The organism is Maritimimonas sp. 2205BS37-2 (assembly GCF_056591755.1).
Genome location: NZ_JBWQOI010000001.1, coordinates 848,104 through 863,372, shown reverse-complemented (window position 1 = coordinate 863,372; position 15,269 = coordinate 848,104). Strand labels below are relative to the sequence as shown.

Sequence of the window (15,269 nt, the reverse complement as noted above, 5' to 3'; positions counted from 1 at the left end):
GCTACTACTGACAAATATATCTTTTTTCAGACTTTTTTCGTTTTAAAATAATTCATGATACAAATTGCGCCGAATTAAAAATTATTGTCATGAATTTGAAACATAAACACTTAGTATTCACATTATTACTTTTAACTCCATTTTTTACCTCAGCGCAGTCAAAAGGATTGGATGAGCGCGTAAACGAGGCATTTATGCCCATAGCAGTATGGTGGGAAAATTTAATTTTTACTCAAATTACGATTGCCGGATTTGGAATTCCGATAGTGCTGATATTGCTACTTTCTGGAGCTCTATTTTTTACTATTTATTTTGGTTTTATCAATATCCGTCACTTTCCAACGGCAATTCAAGTTGTTAGAGGTAAATATGATGAGCTCGAACAATTAGAAATTGAGTCAGCACCAAATGTGCATGAAGTAGATGGAGATATTATTGATACTATTAAAGATGAAAGCCATCATGGGGAAGTAAATCATTTTCAAGCGCTGGCAACCGCCGTTTCTGGTACAGTTGGGCTAGGAAACATTGCTATGGTAGCCGTAGCAATATCAATTGGAGGGCCAGGAGCTACTTTTTGGATGATTTTAGCTGGCATATTGGGGATGTCATCAAAATTTGTAGAATGTACCTTAGGAGTGCGTTATAGAGATATAGACGAAAAGGGTAGTGTTTATGGCGGCCCTATGTACTATCTTTCAAGAGGGTTGCAAGAAAAAGGATACAAACACTTTGGTAAATTTTTAGGAGGCTTATTCGCAATTCTTTGTGTTGGAGCTTCTTTTGGAGGAGGAAATGCATTTCAAACGAACCAAGCAGCTGCACAAATAATATCAAGATTTGGTGTTGAAGGTTCGGCTTCTGGAAGTATTATTGGCCTTATTTTCGCCATTTTTGTTGGAATTGTAATTATTGGAGGTATTAAACGCATTGCAAAGGTTACCGAAAAAGTAGTGCCGTTTATGGCAGTATTATATGTTGCTGCTGCTTTGTTCATTATTCTTTCAAACTTTAGCTATGTAGATGATGCTTTTGGCTTAATATTTAGAGAGGCATTTACGCCAAGAGCTACTATCACCGGAGGATTCATTGGCGTAATGATACAAGGATTTCGTCGTGCCGCTTTTTCAAATGAAGCCGGAGCAGGGTCGGCAGCGATTGCTCATTCTGCTGTAAATACAAAGTTTGCTGCCTCAGAAGGACTTGTAGGTCTGCTAGAACCATTTATTGATACTGTAGTGATTTGTACCATGACAGCAATTGTTATTATTATGTTTAATGTAGATGGTGCATTTGTTTACGGAGATGTGATAAATAATCAAGCATTATTGGCAGATGGAACTAGGGCAGGAGGCGTAAACCTTACTTCGATGGCATTTGATAGCGCCATACCAGGCTCGTCATATGTTTTAGTTATTGCTGTTGTGTTATTTGCATTTTCTACAATACTTTCTTGGTCATATTACGGTTTACAGTCTTGGAAATACTTATTTGGAAGAAGTAAGTGGACAGATCTTGCATATAAAATCATCTTTTTAATATTCACCATTTTAGGAGCTGCAGTTACACTCGATGCAGTAATTAAATTTTCAGATGCTATGATCTTAGCGTTGGTTTTTCCGAATATGATAGGTTTACTCCTGTTATTCCCTAAAGTAAGAGAAGAGTTAAACAAATATTTCAGTGCCATTAAAGCAAAATTTGGTTAGAGAGGAATTGACTTTCGAATAGAAGGAGATTTTTGGTTATATTTATAACAACTAATCTCCTTCATTATGAAACAGTTAACCATTTTTTTATTTGCATTGTCATTCTTTGTTTCAACAGCTCAAACCGAAACAAGAAATAATGGGTTAATTACCTTGAAAACAAAAACTCCTTATGGATCAATCTATACGTACTTACCAGAAAATTATGTAGCCGGAAAGTCAGTATCGGGCTCACATTTTCTTGAGGCCGTAGGAAGCTCAGCTAGAGATATTCAAAAAAACACTAAAAAATTGCTTGAATATAGTTTGAAATTAGGAGATGCAAAGTTCAATATTAGGGATAAAGTATTTTCAACTATTCTTACCACCGATCGAATGAACATTTCAATTCTAGATACAAAAGGAAAAATGATTCAATCATTTAGTCCGAAGTTATTGAGTAAAAACCTACCAAATGGTTTTAGCTTTCCTAAAGGTATAAAAAGTGAAGATCGATCTCAGGTGATTGGGAATTTTGATGGAGATATTAAAACTACAACTTTATCAATAGGCGGGCAAACCGCTAATGTTTTGGCAGAATCACCGGTGCAAACACTTTTTAAAGCTCCAAAATTGAGTACTGCAATACACAATTTTAGCGTAAAGGAAAATAATAAGGAAGTTGCCTCAGAAAAAGTACAATTGGTTAATTATGAACTTACAGCGGGTCGGTTAAATTTAAAAAGGGGGCAAAGTACTCATATACAAGCTACTATTACCGGGCTCAATTTTTTAGAAAAACCAATTCCACTTACAGTTACCAATTTAACACCGGCAGTGGTTGCATTACAAGGAGGAAACTCGCAAACAATTATGGTTGCAAAACAGGAGGGAGCTTTTGTTAAGAGATGGAATGTAAGAAGCATTAAAACAGGATCATTCTCTATTTCTACCGAATTAAAACTACCAGACACCAAATTTCCAAACGAGGGAGTAGCAATAAATTCTGATTTTGAAGAAAAAGATCCATGCAAAGAACTGAAGAAATCATGCGATGAGTTATTAGCAGACTTAAATGCTAAAAAAGCAGCAGCTAAACCAGCAAAAGATAAATATGATGCCGATAAAAAAGAAGCAGATAGATTAAAAAAGATTGCAGATGACCTAGAGAAAAAAGCTAAAAAAGCCGAAAATGATGCTATTCCACCTGATGAAGGAGCAACCATTACCTATGAAGGATATACGTATAAAATGATTGATCATAAGCTATTAAACGTTTTAAGAGATGAAGCTTACACCGACTATAAAGATGGAAATACCAATGTAAATGAGTATCAGGACAGGTTGAAAGAATTAAGTGGCCCCGAAGCACTTAAAGAAATGGAAAAGAAACGGAAAGAACTGGAGGAAAAATTAAAAAAGAAAGCTAAAGAAGCTCGAGAAGCGGCAGATAAGGCAAAAGAACCATATAACAAAGCGAAAGCAAAGGCTGCGGCTTCTAAAAAAATTGCAGATGAAAAACAAGCTGAAGTAGACGCTGCTCAAAAGGCTTATGATGAATGCATGAGAAAAGTAAAAGAGAAGTGCGACAAAATAAAAGCTGATATTGCTAAGGCAGAGGCCGATAGAATTAAAAAAGAAGAAGAAGCCAAAGCAGCGGCAGCGGCAGTAGAAAAATTAAGAATTGCCGAAGAGAAAAAGAAAGCAGATGCTGAAAAAAGAAAAAAAGAAGCTTTAGAATACCGTAAATACCTGCTTGATAATATTAAAGAACTAGGTTTAATCGGCAGTGCGGGTATTAAAGATGTACCGGGCTTGTGGGATTGGCTGCCCGACTTTTTAGAAAATCCAGTCGGTAATTATGTGGAAGATCTTGGTAAAACTCCCATTCCTACAGATGTATTAAAAGCAATTGGAGGTCTTTATAAAGTAGTACTTATATACTATGATCCTTGCCAACCTAGAGGACATTTTCAAACTGTAGAACGTCTACAAAAAATGACAAATCCCAAAACTAATAGAAAATACACAGAGAAAGAAGCAGATAGAAAAACTACTGATATGTGTAAGTTATTGAGGAAAATTAAAGCTAAGTCATTACAGCTTAAAAAAGCAAGAGGAGGCTAATTTGAAGTTTGATAAAGGTTAATTGTGAATTTATCAAACTCGCATAATCAAACGTTTTTCAGCTCTTTGCTTAATAGCAGTTAAACGTTTCATAATGTCCATGATTTCCTGATCTTTCGTCTCTTTATAGATTTGATTTAAAGCTAATATATGCTCTTTAGCCTTTTTAGATACTATTATACGCTCTGAAGTACTAGTAATCGGGTTTTTAGCATTTTCAAACTCTAATGCTTTATTTATTATATTTTCTCTATTTAATTCCATACTTTTTCCTTATTAACCTTAAATATATGAAAGTTTAGATTAATTCCAAATAAAGCTAAATATTTTATGCTTATTGATAAATAACAAAAATCTATTATTCATTATTATTTAGGCTATTCAAAACTTATATAATCAATTTCTAAGCCAAAGTCTCCTTGTTTTTTATCATTTAACATTATTCCAATCCGAATAACATTTTTTAACTGTTCATTTGATATCGTTTTTCCGGTTTCACTACCCAAAACAGTTTCTTTAAAAGTATTTAATTTAAATTCTAACGTTTCCCAATCATTAGATCTACCACTAAATTTTTTATTAAAACTAGGTTTGTAGTACAAATTATTTGTGTTTAGTCGAATTGCAAAAACCCTAGCCGGCGTGTTGGTTCTAAATTTAATCTTAACACTGGTGTATTCAGCAAGATTAACTTTGTTTTTTCTGCTACGCATTGATGCGAAACCGCCATTATTTTCAAGAGATGTGGTTCCCTTAAATAGTAGACTACTAGTAGTATAGTGAATTGAAGATGAAGATAAACCGCCCATAACACCATCATTAACAACATACCAATTTTGCTTGTTAGTTGATTTTCCAAAGTCAATAAGGAGTTTTTCATTCATCGCTAATAAGGTAAGAAGTATAAGCATAGCGGCTACAATTTTCATAATAACTAATTATATACGTAGATATAATAGTTAAGAGATGTTGCAATACACAGCCATATCAAATATGGAGTTAGCAAAAATCGCCAGCGTTTGGTGTCTTTTTGAAATGATAGGAAATAATGAAAAATGAGCACTGTAAGTAATAGAATTATTACTAAACCAATGAAGACCAAGTGCTGATTAAAAAAGACAAAGTTCCAACTTACATTTAAAATGAATTGTATGGCGAATAACCCCCATAATGGTAGGGATTGTCTCTTTTGAAATAGTTTCGCTAAGTAAATAGAAAAACAAATCATAATGGTGGTCCAGGCTACACCAAATAACCATCCAGGTGGTGTCCATGGAGCTTTATTTAAATTTAAATACCATTCGGTCATCGGACCGTCGTTCATTAACCAACTCCCAAAGGCTAAACCTCCAAAATTTATTAGAAGAAAAACAATTAACAACTGCCAAAACTTCATCATTATAGAGATTCCATTTTATTAAGTATTTCTTCAGCTTTACTGTAAATTGCATCCCTTTCTGACTTACTTTTCGTTGAATTTTCACGCAATTGCTTGATCAATTGCTCATAACTTCTCTGTAGTTGATTAAACTCTGAATTTTTTCTAAATAATCCGAACATAATGCATCTATTTTTGATTGAACCATTTGTTGTGTATCAAGGCGTAAATCATCCTATTAAAAAGAACGCTAGAAATTGTAAAATAAGGTAGCAATATAAACGCCTACAAATTTTATATAATCTAATGAACCAAATATAATAAATATTTTAATTTGTTTAATTTTTTTAACAAAAGTTTAAACAAATTAAATATTTCAGTAATTAATCTAAAAGTGGGATACTTAAATTTGGTCTTAAAGAGTTAATTAAATTCGCTTGTGTAGTGCAATTTTACTGTGGGATATTTTTGTTGCGTCATTTGAATGGTGAAAGCAGAATCAGCTAAAAAAACAAGTTGTTCTTGTTTGTCTTTCGCTAGGTAACGTTGTTTAACCCGCTTAAATTCAATAAACTCTTCGTTTTTATCATCTTCAGGTTCAACCCAGCAAGCTTTGTGTACATTGAGGTTTTCATAAGAGCATTTTGCTCCATATTCATGCTCTAAACGATATTGAATAACTTCATATTGAAGTGCTCCAACCGTTCCAATTACTTTTCTGCCATTTAATTCTAAGGTAAACAACTGCGCAACGCCCTCATCCATTAATTGATCTAAGCCTTTATATAATTGCTTCGCTTTCATTGGGTCGGCATTATTTACATACCTAAAATGTTCTGGTGAAAAACTTGGAATTCCTTTAAAATTGAGGTTTTCACCTTCTGTTAAGGTATCACCAATTTTAAAGTTACCGGTATCATGTAATCCAACAATGTCACCAGGAAAGGATTCATCGACTATTTCCTTTTTTTCGGCAAAAAAAGCATTAGGACTCGAAAATTTTAGTTTTTTATTATGTCGAACATGTAAATAAGGAACATTTCGCTTAAAAGTACCCGAAACGATCTTTATAAAAGCCAATCGGTCTCTATGCTTTGGATCCATATTGGCATGAATTTTAAATACAAACCCAGATAATTTGTCTTCAGCAGCTTTCACCAAGCGTTCTTCTGCCATTTTTGGTTGAGGTGGTGGAGCAATGTCTATAAAACAATCTAATAGCTCTTTTACACCAAAGTTGTTTAGTGCTGAACCAAAAAATACAGGTTGAAGCTTTCCGCCTAAATATGCATCTCTATCAAATTGAGGATATACTTCATAGACTAATTCTAATTCTTCACGTAGTTGATTTGCTGCATCCTCACCTATGTAGTTGTCTAATTCAGGATTTGAAACATCATCGAATTTCACTCCTTCAGATACGGTTTGTTTGTTTTCATCTGAGAATAAATTTAACCTCTTTTCCCAAATGTTGTAAATGCCTTTAAAGTCATAACCCATTCCTATAGGAAAACTCAAAGGTGTAACTGTTAATCCTAGCTTCTGCTCAACCTCATCTAACAGATCGAAAGCATCCTTACCTTCACGATCTAATTTATTAATAAATACAATTATAGGTATGTTACGCATCCTACAAACTTCAACAAGTTTTTCAGTTTGTTCCTCAACACCTTTAGCCACATCAATTACTACAATTACGCTGTCAACAGCTGTTAAAGTTCGAAACGTATCTTCAGCAAAATCTTTGTGCCCAGGAGTGTCTAGAATATTAATTTTCTTGTCTTTATAAATGAAAGCTAAGACAGAGGTTGCTACAGAAATACCACGTTGACGCTCAATTTCCATAAAATCGGAAGTTGCACCTTTCTTGATCTTATTATTTTTTACGGCACCGGCCTCTTGAATGGCACCACCAAAGAGTAAAAGCTTTTCTGTTAAAGTAGTTTTACCGGCATCTGGGTGAGAAATTATACCAAAAGTTCGCCTGCGTTGTATTTCTTCTAAAAAACTCATGTATTAAAATTGGGAGCGCAAAGATAGAATTTTAGAAAACAATTCCTTAGCGATGCTTCAATGAAATTTTAAAGTTATTTTAAGACTTCAACTTCAAAGAAAATATCATTTTTGGGCCATTCTTGAGTATCTACAGGCTCTTTACTCATCTTATCTAAAATCGAAAATCCATTAATCACTTCACCATACACTGTGTGCTCGCCATCTAAATGAAATGCTCCTTTTTTATCAACTACAAAATAGAACTCAAATGGAGTAGAACGTTTGTTCGGATTGTTCTCCCAATTTCTTGCAGCAGCTAAAGCCCCATATTTATGCTTTCTATTATCTCTAAATTCTGCCGGTAGGTTATAGGAATCAAACTTCTTTCGCATTCTTCTTGTCAAGGGGTTTTCTGAATTACCACCTTGTACAACAAAATCTTCTACAATTCTATGTACCGTAACTGTATTAAAGTATCCTTGCTTTGCTAAGAAAATAAAGCTAGCTCGATGAAGTGGCGTATCTTCATATAAGCTAACCCTTAAATTACCCAAGCGTGTTTTGAAAATTACCTGTGTTTCTGGATTCTCTTTACCAAAAGCTTCTAAAAATTCAATGGTATTTTTTCTACTAATAGTTTCTTCTTCTTTTTTCTCTTTTGTGAAGGTGCTATTTTTCTTTTTAACAGTATAACTTTTCTTCACAGGTGCTTTTGCTTTTTGAGATTGTTTATTCTCTTCTTTTTTACAAGAAATCGCAATAGAGGTAAGTAGTAAAACAAATATTATAATTCGCATAGTAGAAATATGATTGCAAATATAATTATTACTTTAAATCTTTGTATTTTCACGCTTTCTTAATCACGATGCGCTACTTAGCTTTTTCAATTTTTGTTTTCATTCTCTTATCTTGCTCTAAAGTCAAAAATTCAAAAGATCAAGAATTAAGTTTATATAATCTTGATGCGCCGAGTACAACGAACTGTGCACAGCCGTTTTTATTTGCGAGCAACGATGCATTGTTACTGTCTTGGACAAAGAAAATAAATGATTCTGTTGCTAGTTTACGATTCTCTAAACTGATTGATACGAGCTGGTCTAAACCCAAAGAGATCATGGCGGGAGATGATTGGTTTGTAAATTGGGCTGATTTCCCTGCTATAGCAGAAAATAATGGAAATCTTTTAAGTCATTTTTTACAAAAATCTGCCAATGGCACCTACACTTACGATGTTCATATAAAATTATTCAATAAAGATTCTGCAAATTGGAATAATGATTTCATTTTGCATTCAGACGGTACAGAATCTGAGCACGGATTTGTAACAATGCTTCCGTACAAAGATGATTCTTTCTTTGTGACCTGGTTAGATGGTAGAAACACAAGTGGTGGACATGATCATCATGGAGCAGGAGCCATGACTATACGATCAGCTACTATTTTAGCTAATGGAACAAAAGAGAATGAATTTGAATTAGATACTAAAACATGCGATTGCTGCCAAACCAGTGCGGCCATAACCGAAAATGGCCCTATAGTTGTTTATCGAGATAGGAGTGACATCGAGGTTAGAGATATAAGTATATGCCGATTTATTGATGGTAGTTGGACCCAGCCAGAGTCAATTCATAATGATAACTGGAAAATAGAAGGATGTCCGGTAAATGGCCCTAAAACGGCCTCATTAAAAAATAATTTGGTAGTTGCCTGGTATACGGCTGCTGATGAAATCCCGAAGGTGAAATTGATCTTTTCTCAAGACAATGGTGTCAGTTTTGATGAGCCAATAATTGTTGATGAAATTGAAACTATTGGAAGAGTTGATGTTGATTTTATAGATGTTAACCATGCTTTAATTTCTTGGGTTGCTTCAGAGAACAATGAAACCGTTATAAAGGCAGTTAAAGTTCATAAAAATGGTAGAATGGGCCACTCTTTTAAGGTTGCGGTATTCGATCCTTCTCGCTCAAGCGGATTTCCACAAATGGAAATTTTTAAGGATAAAGCTTACTTTGCATGGACAGATGTTTCAGAAAAAAACAGCGTAATTAAAACTACCTATATTAACTTAGAGAATTTGTAGTTTTGTTGAAATTAGTAGAATGAAGGAAGAACAGGTAATATTAGTAAACGAAAATGATGAAAAAATTGGCTTAATGGCTAAGATGGAGGCTCACGAAAAAGCCTTATTGCATCGCGCGTTTTCCGTTTTTGTGTTTAACAACAAAGGTGAATTATTATTGCAGCAACGAGCAGCAGATAAATACCACTCTCCGTTGTTGTGGACCAATACATGTTGCAGTCATCAACGAGACGGTGAGACAAGTATTGAAGCTGGTAAACGACGTTTGCAAGAAGAAATGGGATTTACATGTGAATTAAAAGAAGTATTTTCATTTATTTATAAAGCTCCCTTTGATAATGGTCTTACCGAACATGAGTTAGATCATGTTATGATTGGAATATTTAACAATGAGCCAAAAATTAACACTGAAGAGGTTGAAAGTTATAAATGGATGGATTTAGAGTTGGTAAAAGAAGACATGCAAAAACAACCAGATGTTTATACAGAATGGTTTAAGATTATTTTCAATGAATATTATCTACGATTGGTAGAAGCATAATTATGAAAGTAACAGTTAACAGAAAAGCGCATTTCAATGCTGCGCATCGTTTATTTAGAGCCGATTGGTCGGACGAAAAAAATAGGCAGGTATTCGGAAAGTGTAGCAATCCAAAATATCATGGTCATAATTACGAATTAATTGTTTCAGTAACCGGTGAGATTGATATAGAAACTGGTTTTGTGATCGACATGAAAGATCTAAAACAACTAATAAAAATTGAAATCGAAGATGCTTTTGATCATAAAAACTTAAATGAAGAAGTGCCTGAGTTTAAAAAACTAAATCCAACAGCCGAAAATATTGCCGTTGTAACATATCAAAAGCTTAGAAAGCATATTAGTGCAAAGCATGAGTTATCAGTTACCTTGTATGAAACTCCAAGAAACTTTGTTATCTACAATGGCGATTAATAATGAACTATAAATGATAGACTATTCAAAAATAAAAGTAATTGCCTTTGATGCCGACGATACACTATGGGTAAATGAAACCTATTTTAGAGAGGTTGAACATGAATTTGCAAAATTACTGTCAGAGTTTGAGACCGAAAATAAAATAGGGCAAGAACTTTTTAAAGTTGAAATGGATAACTTAGAATTGTATGGCTATGGAGTTAAAGGATTTGTTCTTTCAATGATTGAATCGGCCTTAGAATTATCCAATAATACTATAGATCAAGAGTCACTTCAAAAAATAATAGATTTAGGGAAGCAAATGTTAATGAAACCTATTGAATTATTAGATGGAGTTGAGGCAACATTAAATGCGCTACAACCAAGCTATAAACTCATTGTAGCAACAAAAGGAGATCTATTAGATCAAGAACGAAAACTAGAAAAATCAAATATTCTAAAATATTTTCATCATACTGAAGTATTAAGTGAAAAAAAGGAAGAGAACTATAGAAAATTACTTTCAAATTTAGATATCCATTCCTCAGAGTTTTTGATGATAGGTAACTCCTTAAAATCTGATATTTTACCATTATTGTCAATCGGCGCGAAAGCGATTCATGTTCCGTTTCATACAACCTGGGCGCATGAAGAAATAGAAGAAAAAGAGAATAACCAAAACTATCATACGGTCTCAAGCCTCAAAGAGGTATTAAAGCTATTGCACAAATGAAGGAATTAGATATCGCGTCATGGAATAGAAAGCGACATTTTGAACATTATATGACACTTGTTGATCCTTTTTTTGCAATAACAGTAGAGGTAGATGTAACAAATACCTATGAATTAGCAAAAAAAACGAATACTTCTTTTTTCTCTAGATACCTGCATGCTGCTATTAAAGCAATCAACAGCATTGAAAATTTTAAGTATCGAATAATAGAAGATAAAATCATAATTTTTGATGAAATAGCGGCTTCGGCAACTATAGCTAGACCTGATAATACTTATGGGTTTTCGTTTATTCATTATGCTGAAAATTTTGAGACTTTTAATGCTAATTTTTTAGAAGAAAAAGAGCGCATTTTAAATTCTGAAGACTTGTTTCCACCTACAAATTCAACTGACTGTATTTATTGTTCTGCCATTCCTTGGGTAAATTTTACAGGCCATAAAGAGACTTTTGCAGGTAATAATAAAGATAGTGTACCTAGATTAGCTTTTGGAAAAGCTTTTGAAAAGCAAGGAAGCCTTAAAATGTCGGTTGCTATTGCAGTTAATCATGCTTTGGTAGATGGATACCATGTTGGTCTATTTGTTGAAGAATTTCAGAAAAACTTATCAAATATTTAAATAATTAATTTCTTGATTTAGTGTAAATTTGCAAGAATTTTAAAATGAAATCATGGCAAGTGTAAGAAATTTAAAGAAAGACATAAATTACGTTTTATCTGATATTATAGAAGAATGTTATATGTGGCAAATGCTACAAGAAGATGACAAGAAAGCGAATAAAGCCGAAAAAATAATTGATGAAGCTATTGAAACCTTTGATGCATTGATTGAAAAAATCCATGAAAAGGATGTAGAAAATAAAAGAGAGCACTTTAAAGCTATAAGTAAGGAATTAGAAGATAAGGCTAACGGGCTTCTTGGAAAAATTCAGAAATTATAGTAATTTAGAAGCATTAACCGATTTAGTTTTAACGTTAATATTTATTTAACATTTTAGATTGTAATAAGTTATATTACCTAGCGTTCTAATTAAATAGCCTAACTTAAATACCTGCAAAAACATATGGCAAGAGCAATGTTTGAGTATACAAAAACAGTTCTTAAAAAAGTTAGCTTTAACGTAGAATTGTTTTGTAAAGAATTAGAAAAGGCCATAGACAGATTACTCCCTCATGAGGTTGAGGAACTGCGAATATGGCTTGGTGAATTTACCGCTAACAAACCTGAACTTTATGTTTGCATGGCAGTAATTAAATAAACCACAAAAAAGGAACTTTAAAAAAGTTCCTTTTTTGTTTTATACAACGGACTAATAATTTTCACATCACTAAAAGAAATTACCCCTCGAATCACGCCATCAATTGTAGCTTTTAAGGCTTCAATAAGTTGCATTTTTAATTGCGATTTATGATAGATCAATGATATCTCTCTTGCAGGAGCAGGTTTTTCAAATTCTTTTAAGTATTTTTTATCTTTTTCTTGAATATCTTGGGTATGTAAATAAGGTAATAAGGTCATTCCTAACCCCTCCTTTGATAATTTAAGCAAAGTATTGAAACTACCACTTTCTAGCCTAAAATGATCATCATTGCTATTTTTTAAAGTAGTACATAAATTAATGACACTATCTTTAAAGCAATGACCGTCTTCTAAAAGTAAGATGTCATTAATTTCTAAATCTTCAACAGCTAATAGATCTTTCTTAAATAATCGATGATTCTCATCCATAAAGCCTACAAAAGGCTCATAGTAAAGAACACGTTCTTTAATATTGCTATTTTCAAGTGGTGTGGCAGCAATACCGGCATCTAAATGACCATCTTTTAATTTTGTAAGTATGGTATCAGTATTGAGTTCTTCAATTTTTAGATGTACTTTAGGATATTTATTGACAAAAGCTTTTAAGAAGAGCGGTAAAAGAGTAGGAGTAACCGTAGGAATAATGCCCAATCTAAATTCGCCACCAATGTATCCTTTTTGTTGGTCAACAATATCGTTTATTCGATTACTCTCATCAACAATAACTTTTGCTTGCTCGATAATTTTTTCTCCAATTGGTGTGAGTTCAATAGGTTTCTTTTTTCGATTAAATATCGTTACACTTAATTCTTCTTCTAACTTTTGTATTTGCATACTTAATGTAGGCTGTGTAACAAAACATTTTTCTGAAGCAGTAGTAAAATTTTGATGTTCTGCTACTGCTAAAACATATTTTAATTGTGTTATCGTCATTAATTATAAATTTTGACGATAAATATATAAAAACTATCAATTAAATTTATAGTTGCAAGGATTGAATTTTCAAGAAATTTGTGTTGTAATTAAAAGAAATTAAAGATGAGCACAAATAGTATAGGATTGGATAGCCAAGGAGCGGCGACTTTAGTGAAAGATTTAAACGGATTATTAGCCAATTTTCAGGTCTATTATCAAAACTTAAGAGGTTTGCATTGGAATATTAAAGGAAAGTCTTTTTTTGAGCTACACACCAAATTTGAAGAATTGTATACGGACGCTCAAGAAAAAGTAGATATGATTGCCGAACGTATTTTAACTCTAGAGGGAACTCCGCTACACACTTTCAATGATTATATTGATAATGCGAAAGTACCTGTTGGAAAAGCTATTTCAAAAGATACTGATGCTGTTAATTTAATCGCGACATCATTGTCAAAACTTTTACAAATTGAGCGTACCATTTTAGAAACATCTGATAATGCCAATGATGAAGGAACCAACGCAATGATGAGCGATTTTATATCTGAGCAAGAAAAGACAGTTTGGATGCTTAAAGCTTGGTTAGCTTAATTAAAGTTCCAGAACTCTCGTTTTTTATTAAGCTCTGCTTCTTGTTTCGCATATTCTTCAGGAGAAATAACTTTAAGAAGTGAAGGATGTTGCTCGATGGCAAATTGGAGTTTCTCTACAATTTCTGGCACCGTGTCATTTTCATAATCTAGATCAAGGGGTTCTTTGACCACCATTGATTGTAGAACATTACGTTTTTTGATCATTAAACCTTTTTTATCATAAGCTCGTCTAAAACCATCGATCACAATGGGTATTACAATGGGTTTATTTTGCTTAATAATATGTGCTGTACCACGTCTTATTGGCTTAAAAGGGGTTGTAGTACCTTGTGGGAAGGTAATTACCCAACCATCGTTTAAGGCTTTAGTTATATTACTAACATCAGACATTTTTACTTGTCTATTAATCTGTTGACCTTTACTTCGCCAGGTGCGTTCAATGGAAATTGAGCCGGTGTAAGCAAATATTTTTGGTAATATACCTGCTTTCATGGTTTCTAATGCCGCAACATAATAAATGTTCAATTTTGGTTGCCATAAATACCCCACATTTTTTATAGAATCATCTCGTCCGCTTAAGGCAGCATTAAAAACATGCATCATAGCAGCCACATCGGCAAAATACGTTTGATGATTAGAAACAAAAAGCACATTATTTTCGGGTAAGTTTCTCAAAATCTCTGAGCCTTCAATATGAAGTTTATTAAAACCTCTAAATCGTTGGTGGGAAATAAGACCAATAAATCTGATCAAAAATTTTTTAAGAAATAAAGCATTCCCAAAGGGGTCTTGTTTGAATAGCTTCATATAATTTTAGTGCATTTCTAGTTGCAAACTTACAAAAAGAAACAGTTTTAGGTATTTTTTATAAGATCTTTAAGTTCACTTAGTATCATTGCGGTAGCTCCCCATACAATATGACCATTAAGAAAAAAACAAGGTACTTCGATATTTTCCATATATGAAGTTGTTAAATTCTTTTGAGTCAAAGATTTATCATCTAGCAGATCTTTTAGAGAAACTTCAATTATTTTAGCAACTTCATCATTTATCGTAAAAGAAGGTTGCTCGTTTATAAATCCGATAAACGGTGTTACCCAAAAATTACTTGGTGGAATATAGGTTTTTGATAACTCCCGATAAATAGTTATTTGCTCCTTTTGAAGTCCAATTTCTTCCTCAACTTCGCGCAAAGCGGTCTGTTGAAGTGTACCGTCAACTTCATCTTTTTTACCTCCCGGAAAACTTATTTGGGCTGAATGCGTTCCATTGTAACTTGCTCGTAAGGTTAAGACAAATCTTGTATTTTGCTCTTTATCAGGATAAAAAAGTGCAAGTACTGCCGACTCCTTTGGGTTATTCTTAGCAATACTTTCTTCTGTAAACTTTAAACGTAGGGCAGGAGCCATTTTAAATTGAGAAGTAAGTCCGCCAAGAGGAACTTCTTTTATTTGTGAAAGATGTGTTAAAAACGAATTGAAATCCATTTATTAGCTTAATTTTACACTGAAATGTAT

General features: G+C 33.2%; 19 protein-coding genes. 10 read left to right on the top strand and 9 right to left on the bottom strand.

Annotation, left to right across the window (positions count from 1 at the left end; all coding sequences use genetic code 11):
• Nucleotides 1-89: 89 nt before the first annotated feature.
• On the top strand, nucleotides 90-1,709 hold the full coding sequence (locus tag AC1EUU_RS04115; protein WP_480200107.1) for an alanine/glycine:cation symporter family protein: 1,620 nt from the start codon (nucleotides 90-92) through the stop codon (nucleotides 1,707-1,709).
• Between the two features lie 66 nt (nucleotides 1,710-1,775).
• A complete protein-coding gene (locus AC1EUU_RS04110; RefSeq protein WP_480200106.1) occupies nucleotides 1,776-3,815 on the top strand; it encodes a hypothetical protein in 2,040 nt (679 codons plus the stop codon).
• A 33-nt stretch (nucleotides 3,816-3,848) separates the two neighbouring features.
• On the opposite strand, the gene AC1EUU_RS04105 is transcribed toward AC1EUU_RS04110, so the two are convergent.
• From AC1EUU_RS04105 to AC1EUU_RS04080, 6 genes are all read right to left on the bottom strand, one after another.
• Complete coding sequence (locus AC1EUU_RS04105) at nucleotides 3,849-4,079, bottom strand: hypothetical protein (protein ID WP_480200105.1); 231 nt, start codon at nucleotides 4,077-4,079, stop codon at nucleotides 3,849-3,851.
• Between the two features lie 113 nt (nucleotides 4,080-4,192).
• Nucleotides 4,193-4,744, bottom strand: a complete 552-nt coding sequence (locus tag AC1EUU_RS04100) for a CIA30 family protein (RefSeq protein ID WP_480200104.1) — start codon at nucleotides 4,742-4,744, stop codon at nucleotides 4,193-4,195.
• Nucleotides 4,745-4,749: 5 nt separating this feature from the next.
• A complete protein-coding gene (locus AC1EUU_RS04095) occupies nucleotides 4,750-5,214 on the bottom strand; it encodes a TspO/MBR family protein (protein ID WP_480200103.1) in 465 nt (154 codons plus the stop codon).
• Nucleotides 5,214-5,375 (bottom strand): Lacal_2735 family protein, encoded by a 162-nt coding sequence (locus AC1EUU_RS04090; RefSeq protein ID WP_480200102.1) that lies wholly within the window; start codon nucleotides 5,373-5,375, stop codon nucleotides 5,214-5,216. The genes AC1EUU_RS04095 and AC1EUU_RS04090 overlap by 1 nt, the downstream gene beginning before the upstream one ends.
• Nucleotides 5,376-5,616: 241 nt before the next feature.
• Complete coding sequence (locus AC1EUU_RS04085; RefSeq protein ID WP_480200101.1) at nucleotides 5,617-7,206, bottom strand: peptide chain release factor 3; 1,590 nt, start codon at nucleotides 7,204-7,206, stop codon at nucleotides 5,617-5,619.
• A gap of 74 nt (nucleotides 7,207-7,280) precedes the next feature.
• The gene (locus AC1EUU_RS04080; protein ID WP_480200100.1) at nucleotides 7,281-7,985 is read right to left on the bottom strand and encodes a peptidylprolyl isomerase; all 705 of its coding nucleotides are present in this window, start codon (nucleotides 7,983-7,985) and stop codon (nucleotides 7,281-7,283) included.
• A 68-nt stretch (nucleotides 7,986-8,053) separates the two neighbouring features.
• Here AC1EUU_RS04080 and AC1EUU_RS04075 point away from each other — a divergent pair, with 68 nt between their 5' ends.
• From AC1EUU_RS04075 to AC1EUU_RS04045, 7 genes are all read left to right on the top strand, one after another.
• Nucleotides 8,054-9,271, top strand: coding sequence for a hypothetical protein (locus AC1EUU_RS04075; protein ID WP_480200099.1), 1,218 nt, complete (start codon nucleotides 8,054-8,056; stop codon nucleotides 9,269-9,271).
• Nucleotides 9,272-9,290: 19 nt separating this feature from the next.
• Nucleotides 9,291-9,812, top strand: a complete 522-nt coding sequence (gene idi / locus AC1EUU_RS04070) for an isopentenyl-diphosphate Delta-isomerase (RefSeq protein WP_480200098.1) — start codon at nucleotides 9,291-9,293, stop codon at nucleotides 9,810-9,812.
• A gap of 2 nt (nucleotides 9,813-9,814) precedes the next feature.
• On the top strand, nucleotides 9,815-10,225 hold the full coding sequence (locus AC1EUU_RS04065) for a 6-pyruvoyl trahydropterin synthase family protein (RefSeq protein ID WP_480200097.1): 411 nt from the start codon (nucleotides 9,815-9,817) through the stop codon (nucleotides 10,223-10,225).
• A gap of 13 nt (nucleotides 10,226-10,238) precedes the next feature.
• A complete protein-coding gene (locus AC1EUU_RS04060) occupies nucleotides 10,239-10,940 on the top strand; it encodes an HAD family hydrolase (protein WP_480200096.1) in 702 nt (233 codons plus the stop codon).
• Complete coding sequence (locus AC1EUU_RS04055) at nucleotides 10,937-11,560, top strand: CatA-like O-acetyltransferase (RefSeq protein ID WP_480200095.1); 624 nt, start codon at nucleotides 10,937-10,939, stop codon at nucleotides 11,558-11,560. Before AC1EUU_RS04060 ends, AC1EUU_RS04055 begins: the two co-directional genes overlap by 4 nt.
• A 52-nt stretch (nucleotides 11,561-11,612) precedes the next feature.
• Nucleotides 11,613-11,882, top strand: a complete 270-nt coding sequence (locus AC1EUU_RS04050; protein WP_480200094.1) for a hypothetical protein — start codon at nucleotides 11,613-11,615, stop codon at nucleotides 11,880-11,882.
• A gap of 123 nt (nucleotides 11,883-12,005) precedes the next feature.
• Nucleotides 12,006-12,200, top strand: a complete 195-nt coding sequence (locus AC1EUU_RS04045) for a hypothetical protein (RefSeq protein ID WP_480200093.1) — start codon at nucleotides 12,006-12,008, stop codon at nucleotides 12,198-12,200.
• A 17-nt stretch (nucleotides 12,201-12,217) separates the two neighbouring features.
• Here the strand turns inward: AC1EUU_RS04045 and AC1EUU_RS04040 are convergent, their stop codons facing one another.
• The gene (locus AC1EUU_RS04040; protein WP_480200092.1) at nucleotides 12,218-13,174 is read right to left on the bottom strand and encodes a LysR substrate-binding domain-containing protein; all 957 of its coding nucleotides are present in this window, start codon (nucleotides 13,172-13,174) and stop codon (nucleotides 12,218-12,220) included.
• A 105-nt stretch (nucleotides 13,175-13,279) separates the two neighbouring features.
• Here AC1EUU_RS04040 and AC1EUU_RS04035 point away from each other — a divergent pair, with 105 nt between their 5' ends.
• Nucleotides 13,280-13,750 carry a Dps family protein gene (locus tag AC1EUU_RS04035; protein ID WP_480200091.1) on the top strand — a complete coding sequence of 157 codons (471 nt, stop codon included), beginning with the start codon at nucleotides 13,280-13,282 and terminating at the stop codon, nucleotides 13,748-13,750.
• Here the strand turns inward: AC1EUU_RS04035 and AC1EUU_RS04030 are convergent.
• Nucleotides 13,747-14,559, bottom strand: coding sequence for a lysophospholipid acyltransferase family protein (locus AC1EUU_RS04030; protein ID WP_480200090.1), 813 nt, complete (start codon nucleotides 14,557-14,559; stop codon nucleotides 13,747-13,749). The genes AC1EUU_RS04035 and AC1EUU_RS04030 overlap by 4 nt on opposite strands.
• Nucleotides 14,560-14,606: 47 nt before the next feature.
• Nucleotides 14,607-15,239 (bottom strand): NUDIX hydrolase, encoded by a 633-nt coding sequence (locus tag AC1EUU_RS04025; protein ID WP_480200089.1) that lies wholly within the window; start codon nucleotides 15,237-15,239, stop codon nucleotides 14,607-14,609.
• Nucleotides 15,240-15,269: the final 30 nt, after the last annotated feature.